The organism is Rhodanobacter sp. KK11 (assembly GCF_033345435.1).
In the GTDB taxonomy this organism is placed as follows: Bacteria; Pseudomonadota; Gammaproteobacteria; order Xanthomonadales; family Rhodanobacteraceae; genus Rhodanobacter.
Genome location: NZ_JAWPMI010000003.1, coordinates 415,390 through 430,645 on the forward strand (window position 1 = coordinate 415,390; position 15,256 = coordinate 430,645).

A 15,256-nucleotide genomic window follows, 5' to 3' on the forward strand; every position below is an offset into this window, starting at 1 on the left:
TTTTCAGGCTTCCAGTTGTTCGACCAGTGCCAGCCACTCGGTTTCCAGCGTTTCCTTCTCGTCGCGCAGCTGTGCCTGGCGCTGGCCGATGCGCATCATTTCACTGGTCGGGCCGTTGTACGTGGCCGGATCGGCCAGCTGCGCCTCCAGCGCGGCCAGCTCGGTGTCGATGCTGGCGGTGCGCGTCTCGATTTTCTTGACCCGCTGGCGCGCGGCTTTCTCGTTGTCGCGCTGGGCGGCGGCCTGGCGTCGGGCGGTACCGGTGTGCGCGTCCTGCGCGCGGGGATCAGAAGGCGGGCTTCCCTGTCCGCACTCTTCATTTTTTTTCGCGTTCTTCTTCACTGCGCTGCTGCGCGTCTTCAGCCAGCGCGCGTAGTCGTCCAGGTCGCCGTCGAATGGCGCTACCTCTCCGTCGGCGACGCGCCAGAAGCTGTCGCAGACCATGCCGAGCAGGTGGCGATCGTGCGAGACCAGCACCAGCGCACCGTCGAAGTCGGCCAGCGCGTCGGCCAGCGCTTCACGCATGTCCAGGTCGAGATGGTTGGTCGGTTCGTCCAGCAGCAGCAGGTTCGGCTTGTCCCACGCGATCAGCGCCAGCGCCAGGCGTGCGCGCTCGCCGCCGGAAAAGCCGTCCACCGATTCGAACGCGCGGTCGCCGGCGAAATTCCAGGTGCCCAGAAAGTCACGCATGACCTGGGTGGCCACGCCAGGCGCCTTGTCCATCAGGTGGTCGAGCGGACTGGCGCCCTCGCGCAGGCTTTCCACCGTGTGCTGGGCGAAGTAGCCGATCTTCAGGTCCTTGTGCACCTTGCGCTCGCCGCCGAACGGCTGGAGGTCGCCGACCAGGGTTTTCACCAGGGTGGACTTGCCGGCGCCGTTCGGGCCGAGCAGGCCGATCCGTTCGCCGGCCTCGATGCTGAAGCGCACGTCGGACAGCACGATGTTGGCCACTTCGTTGCCGTGGGTGGAAGGATCGGCCAGGTAGCCGGCGGTGATGTTCTCCAGTTGCAACATCGAATCGGGCAGCCGACCCGGCGCCGGAAACTGGAAGTTGAACGGCCGCTCGGCGCGCACCGCCTCGGTGCCTGACAGCTTTTCCAGCCGCTTCATCCGTGACTGTGCCTGCTTGGCCTTGCTGGCCTTGGCCTTGAAGCGGTCGATGAAGGACTGCAGGTGCGCGCGCTCGGCCTGCTCGCGCTCGTGCGAGATCTGCTGCTGGCGCAATTGCTCGGCGCGCAGGCGCTCGAACGCGCTGTAGTTACCGGTGTAGAGCCGGGCCTTGCCGTCGTTGAGGTGCAGCGTGTGGGTGATCACGCCGTCGAGGAATTCGCGGTCGTGCGAGATGATCAGCAAGGTGCCCTGGTAGCGGCGCAGCCACTCCTCCAGCCACAGCACGGCGTCGAGGTCGAGATGGTTGGTCGGCTCGTCGAGCAGCAGCAGGTCGGACGGACACATCAACGCGCGCGCCAGATTCAGCCGGCCGCGCCAGCCGCCGGAGAATTCCTGCACCGCGCGCTCGTGCGTTTCCGGCGGAAAACCCAGGCCATGCAGCAGCCGGCCGGCGCGGGCGCGACCGTCGTAGCCGTTCAGTTCCTCGATACGATGATGCGCCTTCGCCATCGCCTCCATGTCGCCGCGCTCGCCGGCTTCGGCCTCGTCGCGGATCGCGGCGGCCAGTTCCTCGTCGCCGCCCAGCACGTAGTCGATCGCCGCGTCCGGCAGCGCCGGAGTTTCCTGCGCCACCGAGGCCAGGCGCAGCTTGCCCGACATTTCCAGCTCGCCGGCATCACCCTCCAGGCTGCCCTGCAACGCGGCGAACAGGCTGGACTTGCCGCAGCCGTTGCGGCCGATCACGCCGAGGCGCCAGCCGCCCTGGATCACCAGGTCGATGTCGGAGAGCAGCAGCCGGCTGCCACGGCGCAAGGCGAAATGTCGGAAGGAAATCATCGAAAACCTGGATCGGAAGCGGGCGGGCCGTCGCCCGCAGCCGCCCATGATAGCGGCGATGGCGCTATTCTCGACGAACCGGCTGGTGCTGCCGTGCAGAGACGAATGCCGAACCCATCGCAATCGGCGGTCATCGGCATGGCGCAGCACTTGCGGTTCTGCTACAACGACGCCGCATACAGCCTTGTATGGAGAGGGGAGCCATGGTCAAGTTCACGAGCAGTTTGCCGATCGTCATCATGCTGGCCGCTGCCGCCGGCCTGGCCGTATCGCAGCCGGCCAGCGCGGCCCAGTCGCGCGAACACGGCGACAGCCTGCTGATCCATCGCGTGCAGCAGGAAAAGGACATGAACCTGCCACGTCGCGGACTGAGCATGGCCCAGGTCGAGAAGACCTGGGGCGCACCGCAGCGCAGGCTGTCGCCGCGCGGCGGCGACAGCAAGAAGCACCCGCAGATCAACCGCTGGGAATACTCGAACTTCATCGTGTACTTCGAGCACAGCCATGTAATCCACTCGGTGCTCAACACGCCGGCCGGCAACAACACCAATCCGGCAGACGTCAACTGAACGGACGTCCCGAACAAGGCGGCCCGCGGCAACGCGGGCCGCTTTTTCGTGGCGTACATCCCGGTGCGCCACCTTAAGGCGGGTATCTTGCCGCGCACAAAACGCCAATCCCGCCGTTTTGTCGTGCGCATATCGCTTAAAATGTGCGGTCCGGCGCCGTGCGGCGCCCTCCCGCACGAGAATCCGTCATGACCGACCCCCGCTGGCGCCTGCCTGCCGAATGGGAACCGCAGGCCGCGGTGCTGATCGCCTGGCCGCACGCCGGCACCGACTGGGCCGAACGGCTGGCCGCGGTGGAAACCACCTACGTGGCGCTGGCCGCTGCGGTGACGCGCTTCCAGCCGCTGATCGTGGTGGTCGCGGATGCCGCACTGCGCGCGCATGTGCAGATGCAGCTGCGCGGCGATGGCGCGGACCTGTCGAGAGTCCGCTTCGTCGAGCTGCCCTATGACGACACCTGGCTGCGCGATTCCGGCCCGATCACCCTGGTCGACGACGCCGGCGGCTTCCGGCTCACCGACTTCCGCTTCACCGGCTGGGGCGGCAAGTTCAGCGCCGAGCAGGACGACGCACTGATCACCGGCCTGGTGCAGTGCGGCGTGTTCGGCCATGCCATGCACAGGCGCATCGACTGGGCGCTGGAAGGCGGCGGCATCGAGAGCGACGGTGCCGGCACCGTACTCACCACCTGGAAATGCCTGCACCAGCGCCACCCCGAGCAGTCGCGCGAGTCGATGGACGCGATCCTGCGCGAGGGCCTGCACGCCGATCGCGTGCTGTGGCTGGACCACGGCTACCTCGAAGGTGACGACACCGACGCGCACATCGACACCCTCGCCCGCTTCGCGCCGGGCGAGCGCATCGTGTTCCAGGCCTGCGACGACATGGCCGATCACCACCACGACGAACTCCAGCGCATGGGCGAAGAACTGGCCGCGCTGCGCACCGCCGATGGCCGTCCGTACCAGCTGCACCCGCTGCCATGGGCGCAGCCGATCATCGACGAGGGCCGCCGGCTCGCCGCATCCTACGCGAACTACCTGATCGTCAACGGCGCCGTGCTGGTGCCGGCCTACGGCGACCGCGCCGACGCGGAAGCCGCGCGCATCATCGGCACCGCGCACCCCGGCCGCGAGGTGGTGCAGGTGCCATGTCGCCCGCTGATCTGGCAGAACGGCAGCCTGCACTGCGTCACCATGCAGCTGCCGGCGGGGATCGCCTGAGCCGCATCGGCTAAACTGCCGGGTCTGGCCGTGCCGAGGACCCCACCCATGACCCGCAAGACCCTCAAGGTCGCGCTGCTGCAGGAAACCGACCGCGGCAGCCGCGACGCCAATCTCGACGCGATCGAAGCCGGCCTGCGCGAAGCCGCCGCGGCCGGCGCCGAGCTGGTGCTGCTGCAGGAGCTGCACAACGGCCCGTACTTCTGCCAGCACGAGTCGGTGGATATCTTCGACCAGGCCGAGACGATTCCCGGCCCCGGTACCGAGCGCATCGGCAAGCTGGCCGAAGAACTGCAACTGGTCGTGGTGGCTTCGCTGTTCGAGAAGCGCGCGACCGGGCTGTACCACAACACCGCCGTCGTCTTCGATCGCTCCGCGACGATCGCCGGCAAGTATCGCAAGATGCACATCCCGGACGATCCGGCGTTCTACGAGAAGTTCTACTTCACCCCCGGCGACCTTGGCTTCGAGCCGATCGACACCTCGGTCGGCCGCCTCGGCGTGCTGGTGTGCTGGGACCAGTGGTACCCGGAGGCGGCCCGCCTGATGGCGCTGGCCGGCGCCGAACTGCTGCTCTATCCCACCGCGATCGGCTGGGACCCGAACGACGACCAGGCCGAAAAGGACCGCCAGCGCGACGCCTGGATCACTGTGCAACGCGGCCATGCCGTGGCCAACGGCCTGCCGCTCTTGTCGTGCAACCGCACCGGTTTCGAGGCCGATCCCTCGGGCGTCGGCGCCGGCATCCGGTTCTGGGGATCCAGCTTCGTGGCCGGCCCGCAGGGTGAATTCCTGGCCCTGGCCGGCAACGACCAACGCGAGCTGCTGCTGGCCGACGTCGACCTGCAACGCAGCGAGCATGTGCGGCGGATCTGGCCGTTCCTGCGCGACCGCCGCATCGACGCCTACGCCGATCTGCTCAGGCGCTTTCGGGATTAATGCGATCATCCCTGATCGCGAAGATCACACGGGCGGCCATCCCCGGCCGCACTCTTCACTTGCTTCGCGTGGGATGCGTCCCCATGCATGGATCTCTACCCACCATCGGCCTGCTGAACGCATGAGCGCCCCCGAAACCGAAGTCACCGCGCCGCCCGCCGCCCTGCATGGCCAGCCGATCGAGCGCGTGCAGCGCGACGGCGTGGAATACGTGGTGCTGGGCACGGCGCACGTCTCGCGCAGCAGCATGGAAGCGGTCGAGGCGCTGCTGGAACATGAGCACTTCGACGCGGTGGCGGTGGAACTATGTGACAGCCGCGCGCAGAGCATGCGCGACCCGGAAGCGTTCAGGCAGATGGATCTGTTCAAGGTGATCCGCCAGGGCAAGGCCGGCATGGTCGCCGCCAGCCTGGTGCTGTCGACCTTCCAGAAGCGCCTGGCCGACCAGTCCGGCATCCAGCCCGGCGCCGAGATGAAGGCCGCGATGGACGGCGCCGAGGCGCGTGGGCTGCCGTTGTGGCTGATCGACCGCGAAGTCGGCACCACACTCAAGCGTGCCTGGCGCAGCGTGGGCTTCTGGCAGCGCTTCGGCCTGCTCGGCGGCCTGCTGGCCAGCGTGTTCGAACGCGAAGACATCGAACAGGGCGAGATCGAGAAGCTGAAGCAGGGCGACCTGCTGGAAAGCGCGTTCAGCGAATTCGCCAGCGGCTCGAAGCCGCTCTACGACAGCCTGATCGGCGAACGCGACGCGTTCATGGCCGCGCGCCTGCGCGAGGAAGCCGGCCGCACCGCCACCGCAGAGAACCGCCGCGTACTGGTGGTGATCGGCGCCGGCCACCTCAAGGGCCTGTGCACCCTGCTGCGCGAGCAGCAGGACGATCCCGCCGCGAAGGTCGCCGAGCTGGCCGTCCCGCCGCCGAAGGCGCGCTGGCCGAAGTGGGTGGCCGCCGGCCTGGTGCTGCTGGTCTTCGCCGCGATCGCCTGGGCCTTCCACCGCAACGCCTCACTGGGCACCCAGGCACTGCTGGCCTGGGTGCTGTTCACCGGCGGCTTCGCCGCGCTCGGCGCGCTGGTCGCCGGCGCCCATCCGTTCAGCATCACCGCCGCCTTCATCGCCGCGCCGATCAAGCCGTTCCGCCCCGGCATCCCGGCTGGCGGCATCAGCGCGATGGCCGAAGCCTGGGCGCGCCGCCCGCGGGTGGTCGACTTCGACACCCTGCGCGACGACATCGTGCACTGGAGCGGCTGGTGGAAGAACCGCGTGGCGCGCACCCTGCTCAACTTCTTCCTGGTCAGCGTGGGCACCATCATCGGCGAGTACAGCGCCGGCATCCACATCTTCAAGAGCCTGTTCTGACCCGGCCACAGACGCGTCGCGTGCTACGATGCGCGCGCCCGCGCACCGCCGCGGACGCCATGCCCGGATGGCGAAACTGGTAGACGCAAGGGACTTAAAATCCCTCACCCTCACGGGTATCCCGGTTCGATCCCGGGTCCGGGCACCACCTCTTCGACGAACTTGCCTCGCCCACAAAAAAAGTGCGGCGGGATCGCCCGCCGCACTTTCGATTTCGGAACTAGAAGAACGGGGACGATCAGGCCGCCGCGTCCTTCAGCTTCTTCAGCGGGCGGATCTTGATCTTGGTCGACGCCGGCTTGGCCGCGAACCACTGCTCTTCCTTGGTGAACGGGTTGATGCCCTTGCGCTTCGGCTTGGCCGGCACGCTCACCGCGGTGATCTTCAGCAGGCCCGGCAGCTGGAACGAGCCGGCGCCCTTCTTGTGCACCGAACCGGCCACCGCGCCTTCCAGCGCTGCCAGCACCGCGCGCACGTCCTTGGCCACCACGCCACTGGCTTCGGCGATGTGCGCCACCAGGCTGGACTTGTTCAGGACTTCCTTGATCGGCTTGGGTGCGGCGGGTGCGGCCTTGGATGCCGGCTTGCTCTTTGCAGCTGCTTTCTGCGTCTTTGCCATGGGTTTCCCCTCGTGGATATGTAGTGGTTGGTTCGTATGCCTTGCGGCACGCTGAATGTAGGGGAATTCCGCGATGCCGCCAACGGGTTGGGCGGCAAAAACCGCAAAAAAGACGCTGTAGCAGCGCAATTGATGGCCCGGATGCCTGCCGCAAGTGCGAAACGACCGCCGCAGCCGCGGCAAACCGTCTCGGGCGACTACTGGTCGCGAAGCCTAGGCAGGCAAAACCTGCTGCTCGACGTACCTGTTCCGCGGCACAAAAAAACCCGCCGAGGGCGGGTCTTCTGCGGCTGCATGGCAGCCGGTTGCGCAATGGAGGCCAAGGTCGGAATCGAACCGGCGTACGCGGATTTGCAGTCCGCTGCATGACCACTCTGCCACCTGGCCATTGCTTGGTGCATCGCGACCATGATGATCGCAGGTTGCCTGTAAAAAACAAAACCCCGGCGGCCCGAGGTTCTGTTTGCAAACTGGAGCGGGAAACGAGACTCGAACTCGCGACCCCGACCTTGGCAAGGTCGTGCTCTACCAACTGAGCTATTCCCGCATCAGAGCCGCGAATGATAGCAGAACGAAGTTGCTTGTGAATAGCTGTCGCGCTTCCGTCACGGCCCCAAAAACGACCAGGCCCCGAACGGGTCGGGGCCTGGCGAAAAAACTGGAGCGGGAAACGAGACTCGAACTCGCGACCCCGACCTTGGCAAGGTCGTGCTCTACCAACTGAGCTATTCCCGCATCGGAGGCGCGCATTCTAATACGTGAATGCGGATCGTCAAGCCCGTTCCGTCCTGCCGCGATTGCCGCACTCAGGGATTGCCCTTGCCAGGCGCCCGGTCGGCGCTGAGGCTCGGCCAGGCGGCCCGCAGGTAATACAGGCCCGACCAGATCGTGAGCACGCCGGCAACCACCAGCAGGCCCTCGCCGATGTGGTACAGCCGCAGCGCCTCGGCCGCCTTCTCGTGCTGCACGATCAGCACCACCAGCGCGACCATCTGCATCACCGTCTTCAGCTTGCCGATGAAGGCAACCTTGACGGTGGCGCGCATGCCGATCTCGGCCATCCATTCGCGCAGCGCCGAGACGCTGATCTCGCGGCCGACGATCACCGCCGCGGTCACCGCCATCAGCACGCCCGGCCAACCGCCGCGGTGCGACTCGACCAGCAGGAACAGGGTCACCGCCACCATCAGCTTGTCGGCCACCGGGTCGAGAAACGCGCCGAATGCCGAGGTGAGGTTCATCCGCCGTGCGAGATAACCGTCGAGCCAGTCGGTGACCGCAGCCAGCACGAACACGACTGCCGCGGTGATGTTGTGCCCCGGGAAGGGCAGGTAGAACACCACCACCATGACCGGCAACAGGGCAACGCGAAAGAGAGTCAGCCAGGTCGGCAGGTTGATGTGCATGGTTCGTCCCGATGATTTGTTACAGTTTCGCACGCCGCTGCGCCGCTGCCGAGTGAAGGCATGCGCGGCATTCAGCCGTGCAGGCTGGCGTAGATGCGCTCGGCCAGGCCGCGGTCGATGCCCTTCACCTGCATCAGTTCCTCAACGCCGGCACGCTCCAGCCCCTGCATGCCGCCGAACGCCTTCAGCAAAGCGGAACGCCGGCGCGCGCCGATGCCTGGCACGTCTTCCAGCACGCTGCGTTCACGCGCTTTCTCGCGCCGCTTGCGGTGGCCGCTGATGGCGAAGCGGTGTGCCTCGTCGCGCACCGCGGCCACCAGATGCAGCGCGGGCGACGACGAACCCGGATGCAATTCGCGCCCCGAATCGGCGAGCACCAGCGTTTCCTCGCCGGCGCGACGACCCGGTCCCTTGGCCACGCCGACCACCTCGATGCCGTCGACGCCGAGTTCCTTCAGCACCTCCAGTGCCTGCGCCACCTGCCCGCCGCCGCCGTCGATCAGCAGCACGTCCGGGCGCGCGCCCTCGCCCTCGGCGACCTTGCGGAAACGCCGGGTGAGCGCCTGGTGCATCGCTGCATAATCGTCGCCGGGCGTGATGCCGGCGATGTTGAAGCGGCGGTAGTGCGACTTCTCCGGCCCCTCCGGGCCGAACACGACGCACGAGGCCACGGTCAGCTCGCCCATGGTGTGGCTGATGTCGAAACACTCGATGCGCCGCGGCGACGCCGCCAGTCCGAGCACTTTCTGCAGGTCGTCGAAGCGCGTGCCGAGGGTCTGCCGGCTGGCCAGCCGCGCGGTCAGCGAGGCTTGCGCGTTGCGCTCGGCCATCTGCAGGAACTGCGCGCGCTCGCCGCGCACGCTGGATTTCAGCTCCACCGCGCGGCCGGCGTGCTGGCTCAGCAGCTCGGCCAGGATGTCCCGGTCGGCCAGCGCCTCGCCCAGGATCAGCTCGCGTGGCACCGGGCGCTCCAGGTAGTACTGCGCGATGAACTGCGCCAGCACGTCGCCCGGCTCGGCGTCCAGCGGCAACCGCGGGAAAAAGTCGCGCGTGCCCAGGCTGATGCCGTTGCGGAAGAACAGCACGCTGACGCAGGCCAGGCCCGCCTCGATGCGGCAGGCGATCACGTCCATGTCGGCGCTGGCGCCCTGCACGTGGTTCTGCGCCTGCAGCTGGCGCAGCGCGGCCACCTGGTCGCGCAGCTTCGCGGCACGCTCGAACTGCAGCGCCTTGCTGGCCTGCTCCATCGCCTCGGCCAGTTCGTCGATCACGGCGTTGCTGCGCCCTTCCAGGAACATCTCGGCGTGGCGCACGTCGTTGCGGTAATCCTCCACACTGATCAGTCCCACGCAGGGCGCGCTGCAGCGGCCGATCTGGTACTGCAGACAAGGCCGCGTGCGGTTGCGGAAGTAACTGTCCTCGCACTGGCGCACCTTGAACAGCTTCTGCATCAGGCTGAGGCTTTCGCGCACCGCGTAGGCGCTAGGGTACGGCCCGAAGTAGCGCCCCGGCAGGTTCTTCGCGCCGCGGTGGAAGGCCAGTCGCGGGTAGTCCTCGCCGCTGGACAGGTAGATGTACGGGTAGCTCTTGTCGTCGCGCAGCAGGATGTTGTAGCGCGGCTTGAGCGACTTGATCAGCTGCGATTCCAGCAGCAGCGCCTCGCCCTCGGTGCGCGTCACGGTGATCTCGACGCGGGCGATCTGCGCCACCATCGCGGCGATGCGCGGCTCCATCCGCGGCTTCAGGAAATAGCTGCCGACGCGCTTCCTGAGATTGCCGGCCTTGCCCACGTAGAGCAGCTCGTCGGCCGCATCGAAGTGACGGTAGACGCCGGGCGAAGTGGTGAGCGTGCGGACGAAGGCCTTGCCGTCGAAGGGGGGCGGTTGCGCGGACTGCATGGGGTCATTCTAGCGGCGATGACCTCGTCACATGGAGGCTCAGTGCTGCGTGCGCAACCACTGCTCCGCGCGCTCCAGGTCGGCCTCGGTGTCGATGCCGGGCGGAAACGGCTCAGGGGTCAGCCGCACCGCGATCGCGTGGCCGTGCTCCAGCACGCGCAGCTGCTCCAGCGATTCAGTCTGCTCCAGCGGCGTGCGCGACAGACGGCTGTAGCGGTCGAGGAAGCCGGCACGGTAGGCGTAGATGCCGATGTGGCGCAGGAACGGCGAACCGGACGGCAGCGCATGGCGGTCGATGGCGAACGCGTCGCGCGCCCACGGCAGCGGCGCGCGGCTGAAGTACAGCGCACGGCCGTTGGCGGTACGCACCAGCTTCACCACGTTCGGGTCGAACAGTTCTTCGGCGTCGATGATCGGCGTGGCCAGGGTGGCCATCGGCGCGTCGTCGCCGGCCAACGCCTGCGCCACCGCGCGGATGCCGGCGGCCGGCGCGAACGGCTCGTCGCCCTGCAGGTTCACCACGATGCTGTCGTCGGCCCAGCCGTAGTGCTGCGCGCACTCGGCCAGGCGGTCGCTGCCGGAGGCGTGGTCGCTGCGGGTCATGCAGATGTCCACGCCTTCCTGTCCGGCCAGTGCGTCGGCGATACGGCGGTCATCCACCGCCACCACCACCTGGCTGGCGCCGGCCTGCAGGGCGCGCTGCGCCACGCGCACCACCATCGGCACACCGTCGATCTCGCGCAACGGTTTGGCCGGCAGGCGGGTCGAACCGTAACGGGCGGGAATGGCGACGATGAATGGCGGTACGGCATTGGACATGGGAGCAATCTTCAACCAGGGGGCAGACCTTGCCGCAACGATACATGCACGACGCGGACAGTTCAGCCCGCGCCGCGCAGCGCGAAACCGCAGCCGTTGGCCAGTTCCAGGAAGCCGGGGAAGGAGGTGGCGACATGGGCGCAGTCATGGATCCGTACCGGAGCGGCAGCGACCAGCCCGGCCACCGCGAAACTCATCGCGATACGATGGTCGAGATGGCTCTCCACCGCACCGCCGCCGAGCTGGCCGCCGTGGATGACCGCGCCGTCCGGTGTTTCCTCGACCACCGCGCCCAGTGTGCGCAGGCCGCTGGCCATCGTGGCGATGCGGTCGGACTCCTTCACCCGCAGCTCGGCGGCGCCACGGATCGTGGTGCGGCCGCCGGCCACCGCGGCGGCGATGAACAGTGCGGGGAACTCGTCGATCATGTCCGGCACCAGCGCCTCGGGCAGTTCGACGCCATGCAGCGGCGCATGGCGCACCACCAGGTCGCCTACCGGCTCGCCGCCGGCCTCGCGTTCGTTTTCGATGGCGATGTCCGCCCCCATCAACTGCAGCGCCTGCAACAGGCCGGTGCGGCGCGGGTTGAGCCCCACCGCCGGCAGGCGCAGCGCCGAACCGGGCACGATGCTGGCGGCGACCAGGAAGAATGCCGCCGAGGAAAAATCGGCCGGCACCTCGATGTCGGCGGCATGCAGCGCATGGCCACCTTCCAGTTTCGCCCAACCCGGCGCGAAGGCGATCGGCCAGCCGAATGCAGCCAGCATGCGCTCGGTGTAGTCGCGAGTGGGATGTGGCTCGACGATTTCGGTCTCGCCTTCCGCGTACAGGCCGGCCAGCAGCAGCGCGGACTTCACCTGCGCGCTGGCCACCGGCAACTCGTAGCGGATACCGCGCAGCGGCTGGCCGCCATGCACGGTGAGCGGCGGCAGGCCATCGCGAGTGTCGATCCGAGCCCCCATCCGGGCCAGCGGCTCGGTCACCCGGCGCATCGGCCGCTTCGACAGCGAGGCGTCGCCGACCAGCGTGCTGTCGAACGCCTGGCCGGCCAACAGGCCAGCCAGCAGGCGCATGCCGGTACCGGCGTTGCCGCAATCCAGCGGCTGCGCCGTGCTGCGCAGGCCGTGCAGGCCCACGCCGTGCACCACGCGTTCGCCGGGCGACGGCGTGTCGATGCGCACGCCGAGCTGCGCCAGCACCGCGGCGGTGGCACGGGTATCCTCGCCTTCCAGGAAGCCGCGGATGCGCGACTCGCCCACGGCGATCGCCGCCAGCATCAACGCGCGGTGCGACACCGACTTGTCGCCGGGCACGCGCACGCTGCCATGCAGCGGACCGCCCGCCCGGCTGCTCCAGTCCAGGCGGCCGCTCAAGGCAGGGCTACCGGGTAGGAGCCGAGCACGCGGACGGTCGCCGCCGACGTGCCGATCTCCTGCACCGACGCCTGCAAGGCGGGGTCGTCGATGTGGCCGGAGACGTCGATGAAGAACGCGTACTGCCACTTGCCGGTATGCGCCGGGCGCGACTCGATCCGGTTCAGGCTGACGCCGTGCCGGGCGAACGGGCTGAGCACGTCGTACAGCGCGCCGGGCTTGTCGTTCACCGTGACCAGCAGCGAGGTACGGTCGTTGCCGGACGGCGGAAACAGCGTGCGGCCGATCACCAGGAAGCGGGTGGTGTTGTCGGCGCGGTCCTCGATGCCCTGCGCCACCGTCTTCAGCCGGTAGACCTTGCCCGCGCTTTCGCCGGCGATCGCCGCGACGTCGTCGGCATGCAGCGCCAGCCGCGCCGCCTCGGCGTTGCTCGACACCGCGACGCACTCGACCTCGGGCAGGTTGATGCGCAACCAGGTCTTGCACTGCTGCAGCGACTGCGCGTGGGCATAGATGCGGCGCACGTCCTCCAGCCGGCCAGTGAGCGAGTGCAGGCACTGGTGCACGCGCAGCTCGATCTCGCCGCAGATGGTGGCTGCGGAAGTGAGGAACATGTCCAGGGTGACCTGGATCATGCCCTGGCCCGAGTTCTCCACCGGCACCACGCCGAAGTCGGCATGGCCGGCGGCAACCTCCTGGAACACCTCCTCGATGCTGCCCAGCGGCAGGCCGTAGGCGGCGTGGCCGAAGTGCTTGCGCACCGCCTGCTCGCTGAAGGTGCCTTCCGGGCCGAGGAAGCCGATCTTCAGCGGGTCTTCCTGGGCCAGGCAGGAGGACATGATCTCGCGGAACAGGCGCACCATCTCGGTGTCGGACAACGGCCCCTCGTTGCGGTCCACCACCATGCGCAGCACGTGGGCCTCGCGCTCGGGGCGGTAATAATCGATCGCGGAAAGCCCCTCCCCTTTCACCCTGGCCACCGTCTGTGCATGACGGGCGCGTTCGGAAATCAGCTGCTGGATCTGTCGGTCGATGCTGTCGATGCGCTCGCGCATCTCGTTCAGCGGGGTCTTGGAATCGGTCATGCGTCGGGCCGTATGGATGGCTGGAAGTCCAAATGATGGGTCGGCATCTTGCCGGAAAACACGGCCCGCGTCCGCTAGCCGTGCCGCTGCGCGAAGTCGCGCATGAACGCCGCCAGCGCCTCGACCGCCTCCGGCGGCACCGCGTTGTACAGCGAGGCGCGCATGCCGCCGAGCGCCTTGTGCCCCTTCAGCGCGAGCAGGCCGGCGGCCTCGGATTCCTGCAGGAAGGCGATGTCCAGCGCTGCGTCATGCAGAGTGAAGCGCACGTTCATGCGCGAGCGTGCGGCGGGCTCCACCGGGTTGCGGTAATAGCCGCCGGAGCCGTCGATGGCACCGTACAGCAGCTCGGCCTTGGCCCGGTTGCGGGCGGCCATCGCGTCGAGGCCGCCCTGCGCCTTCAGCCACTGGAAGGTCAGCCCCGCCACGTACCAGCCCCAGGTGTTCGGCGTGTTGAGCATGGAGTCGGCAGCCGCATGCTCGGCGTAGCGGAAGATCCGCGCCATCGGTCGCCCCGTGCGCTGCAGCAGGTCGCGGCGCACGATCATCACGACCAGGCCGGACGGGCCGATGTTCTTCTGCGCGCCGGCGTAGATCAGCCCGAAGCGGCGCACGTCCAGTGGCCCGGACAGGATGTTCGAGGACAGGTCGGCCACCAGCGGCACCGCGTCGCCGACGTCGGGGATGTCATGGAACTCGACGCCGTGGATGGTCTCGTTCGGCGTGTAGTGCACGTAGGCGGCGTGCGGGTCGAGCCGCCAGTCCTCGCGTGGCGGCAGCTTCAGGAAATCGTCTGCCTCGCTGCTGGCCGCCACGTTCACCCGCAGGTAAGGCTTCGCCTCACTGGCCGCCTTCGCGCTCCAGTGGCCGCTGACGACGTAGTCGGCGCTGTCGCTCTCGCCGGCCAGGTTCATCGGGATCTGCGCGAAGTGCTGGGTGGCGCCGCCCTGCAGGAACAACACCGCGTAGTCGGCCGGTATGCCCATCAGCTCGCGCAGGTCGGCTTCGGCCTGGGCGGCCATGGCGATGAAACGCTTGCCGCGATGGGACTGCTCCATCACCGAGGCGCCGCTGCCATTCCAGTCCAGCATCTCGCGCTGGGCGCGCTCGAGTACCGCCAGCGGCAACGCCGCCGGACCCGCGCTGAAATTCCAGATTCTGCTCACGTGCGCCTGCGTCCTGTCGAAGGGTATCCGGTGCATTATGGCGCAGCGCAGCATGAAGCCGTCAACTGCCAGCAGCGGCCGTCAAAAGCGGATCAGCAGCACCAGCGCAATGCCCAGTGCCAGCACGGCAGCGGTGACGATCAGCCACCACACTTCACCGCTCGGGCCAGCCGACGCCTCGGGCAGGCGCGGCGGCAGCGGTTCGGCCATCACGATCTCCGGTTCCGGCTCCATGCCTGGTCCGTCGACCACGAAACGGTGCATCGCCACGCCGATCTGGTCGCCGGGCTGCAGCGCCAGCTTCTGCACCGTCACGCCGTTGACCCTGAGCGGGTGGCGTTCGCTCGGGCGGGCGGCCTGCAGCCACAGCTGGCCTTCCTCCCAGAATATCCGCAGCATCACAACGTCGCCCTGCGGCAGTTCCAGCGGGCAATCGCCGTGCGGCCCGAACGTGAGGCTGTCCCGCAACGGTAACACCCGCCCCGACAGCGGACCGGCCACGGCGCGCAGTGCTACCGTGCAACGGCCCTGCTCGGGCACGTTCAACGGCGGTCGGCGGGCAGGATCTTCATCGGCCCGCAGCAACAGGCGGCAGTCGCCCACGCTGACCACGTCGCCGGCACGCAACAAGGCCCGCTCGCGCACCGGTCGCGCATTGACGTAAATGCGGTCGGCCGATGGCAGCACCTGCAGCACCCAGCCGCGGCGATCTTGCTGGATGCGCAGGTGATGCGGCGCCGCCTGCTCGATGGCCAGCACCAGGTCGTTGTCGGGAGCGCTGCCGATGCGCAGCTGTGCCGACGCCCAATGGAAATCCTCACGGGCCGCATTGGGAAATTCGATACGCATGGATCAACC

12 protein-coding genes, 4 tRNA genes and 1 pseudogene are annotated in these 15,256 nt (G+C 68.1%); 5 read left to right on the top strand and 12 right to left on the bottom strand.

The features are described 5' to 3' along the window. Window positions 1–3: 3 nt before the first annotated feature. The gene (locus R5H19_RS09835; protein ID WP_318158817.1) at window positions 4–1,947 is read right to left on the bottom strand and encodes an ATP-binding cassette domain-containing protein; all 1,944 of its coding nucleotides are present in this window, start codon (window positions 1,945–1,947) and stop codon (window positions 4–6) included. 203 nt (window positions 1,948–2,150) lie between these two features. Between R5H19_RS09835 and R5H19_RS09840 the strand changes: the two genes are divergently transcribed. The 5 genes from R5H19_RS09840 to R5H19_RS09860 all read left to right on the top strand — a co-directional run bounded on the left by R5H19_RS09840 (window position 2,151) and on the right by R5H19_RS09860 (window position 6,183). After that, the gene (locus tag R5H19_RS09840; protein ID WP_318158818.1) at window positions 2,151–2,516 is read left to right on the top strand and encodes a hypothetical protein; all 366 of its coding nucleotides are present in this window, start codon (window positions 2,151–2,153) and stop codon (window positions 2,514–2,516) included. Window positions 2,517–2,704: 188 nt separating this feature from the next. After that, window positions 2,705–3,739, top strand: coding sequence for an agmatine deiminase family protein (locus tag R5H19_RS09845; RefSeq protein WP_318158819.1), 1,035 nt, complete (start codon window positions 2,705–2,707; stop codon window positions 3,737–3,739). A 48-nt stretch (window positions 3,740–3,787) separates the two neighbouring features. Continuing rightward, window positions 3,788–4,678, top strand: coding sequence for a carbon-nitrogen hydrolase (locus R5H19_RS09850; protein WP_318158820.1), 891 nt, complete (start codon window positions 3,788–3,790; stop codon window positions 4,676–4,678). Window positions 4,679–4,799: 121 nt separating this feature from the next. Then, complete coding sequence (locus R5H19_RS09855; protein WP_318158821.1) at window positions 4,800–6,035, top strand: TraB/GumN family protein; 1,236 nt, start codon at window positions 4,800–4,802, stop codon at window positions 6,033–6,035. Window positions 6,036–6,096: 61 nt separating this feature from the next. Beyond that, window positions 6,097–6,183, top strand: a tRNA-Leu gene (locus R5H19_RS09860). 90 nt (window positions 6,184–6,273) lie between these two features. On the opposite strand, the gene R5H19_RS09865 is transcribed toward R5H19_RS09860, so the two are convergent. From R5H19_RS09865 to R5H19_RS09915, 11 genes and pseudogenes are all read right to left on the bottom strand, one after another. After that, the gene (locus R5H19_RS09865; RefSeq protein ID WP_007508565.1) at window positions 6,274–6,654 is read right to left on the bottom strand and encodes an HU family DNA-binding protein; all 381 of its coding nucleotides are present in this window, start codon (window positions 6,652–6,654) and stop codon (window positions 6,274–6,276) included. 313 nt (window positions 6,655–6,967) lie between these two features. Further along, a tRNA-Cys gene (locus tag R5H19_RS09870) sits at window positions 6,968–7,041 on the bottom strand. An 84-nt stretch (window positions 7,042–7,125) separates the two neighbouring features. Beyond that, a tRNA-Gly gene (locus tag R5H19_RS09875) sits at window positions 7,126–7,201 on the bottom strand. Between the two features lie 112 nt (window positions 7,202–7,313). Further along, a tRNA-Gly gene (locus R5H19_RS09880) sits at window positions 7,314–7,389 on the bottom strand. Between the two features lie 71 nt (window positions 7,390–7,460). After that, complete coding sequence (gene pgsA, locus R5H19_RS09885; protein WP_318158822.1) at window positions 7,461–8,060, bottom strand: CDP-diacylglycerol--glycerol-3-phosphate 3-phosphatidyltransferase; 600 nt, start codon at window positions 8,058–8,060, stop codon at window positions 7,461–7,463. Between the two features lie 71 nt (window positions 8,061–8,131). Next, window positions 8,132–9,958 carry an excinuclease ABC subunit UvrC gene (gene uvrC / locus R5H19_RS09890; protein WP_318158823.1) on the bottom strand — a complete coding sequence of 609 codons (1,827 nt, stop codon included), beginning with the start codon at window positions 9,956–9,958 and terminating at the stop codon, window positions 8,132–8,134. 39 nt (window positions 9,959–9,997) lie between these two features. Continuing rightward, entirely contained in the window at window positions 9,998–10,777 is a 780-nt protein-coding gene (kdsB, locus tag R5H19_RS09895) for a 3-deoxy-manno-octulosonate cytidylyltransferase (protein WP_318158824.1), read from the bottom strand. 62 nt (window positions 10,778–10,839) lie between these two features. After that, the gene (gene aroA / locus R5H19_RS09900; protein WP_318158825.1) at window positions 10,840–12,150 is read right to left on the bottom strand and encodes a 3-phosphoshikimate 1-carboxyvinyltransferase; all 1,311 of its coding nucleotides are present in this window, start codon (window positions 12,148–12,150) and stop codon (window positions 10,840–10,842) included. Then, window positions 12,147–13,214 (bottom strand): annotated as a pseudogene (gene pheA / locus R5H19_RS09905) (prephenate dehydratase); the annotation flags it as partial. The pseudogene pheA and the gene aroA, both read right to left, overlap by 4 nt. 95 nt (window positions 13,215–13,309) lie before the next feature. Further along, on the bottom strand, window positions 13,310–14,398 hold the full coding sequence (serC, locus tag R5H19_RS09910) for a 3-phosphoserine/phosphohydroxythreonine transaminase (protein ID WP_318158826.1): 1,089 nt from the start codon (window positions 14,396–14,398) through the stop codon (window positions 13,310–13,312). 81 nt (window positions 14,399–14,479) lie between these two features. Next, complete coding sequence (locus R5H19_RS09915) at window positions 14,480–15,247, bottom strand: FHA domain-containing protein (RefSeq protein WP_318158827.1); 768 nt, start codon at window positions 15,245–15,247, stop codon at window positions 14,480–14,482. Window positions 15,248–15,256 lie beyond the last annotated feature (9 nt).

Bases quoted from the DNA above. Each gene is read 5' to 3' on its own strand.
- R5H19_RS09835 (WP_318158817.1), bottom strand. From the start codon at position 1,947: ATGATTTCCTTCCGACATTTCGCCTTGCGCCGTGGCAGCCGGCTGCTG.
- R5H19_RS09840 (WP_318158818.1), top strand. From the start codon at position 2,151: ATGGTCAAGTTCACGAGCAGTTTGCCGATCGTCATCATGCTGGCCGCT.
- R5H19_RS09845 (WP_318158819.1), top strand. From the start codon at position 2,705: ATGACCGACCCCCGCTGGCGCCTGCCTGCCGAATGGGAACCGCAGGCC.
- R5H19_RS09850 (WP_318158820.1), top strand. From the start codon at position 3,788: ATGACCCGCAAGACCCTCAAGGTCGCGCTGCTGCAGGAAACCGACCGC.
- R5H19_RS09855 (WP_318158821.1), top strand. From the start codon at position 4,800: ATGAGCGCCCCCGAAACCGAAGTCACCGCGCCGCCCGCCGCCCTGCAT.
- R5H19_RS09865 (WP_007508565.1), bottom strand. From the start codon at position 6,654: ATGGCAAAGACGCAGAAAGCAGCTGCAAAGAGCAAGCCGGCATCCAAG.
- pgsA (WP_318158822.1), bottom strand. From the start codon at position 8,060: ATGCACATCAACCTGCCGACCTGGCTGACTCTCTTTCGCGTTGCCCTG.
- uvrC (WP_318158823.1), bottom strand. From the start codon at position 9,958: ATGCAGTCCGCGCAACCGCCCCCCTTCGACGGCAAGGCCTTCGTCCGC.
- kdsB (WP_318158824.1), bottom strand. From the start codon at position 10,777: ATGTCCAATGCCGTACCGCCATTCATCGTCGCCATTCCCGCCCGTTAC.
- R5H19_RS09915 (WP_318158827.1), bottom strand. From the start codon at position 15,247: ATGCGTATCGAATTTCCCAATGCGGCCCGTGAGGATTTCCATTGGGCG.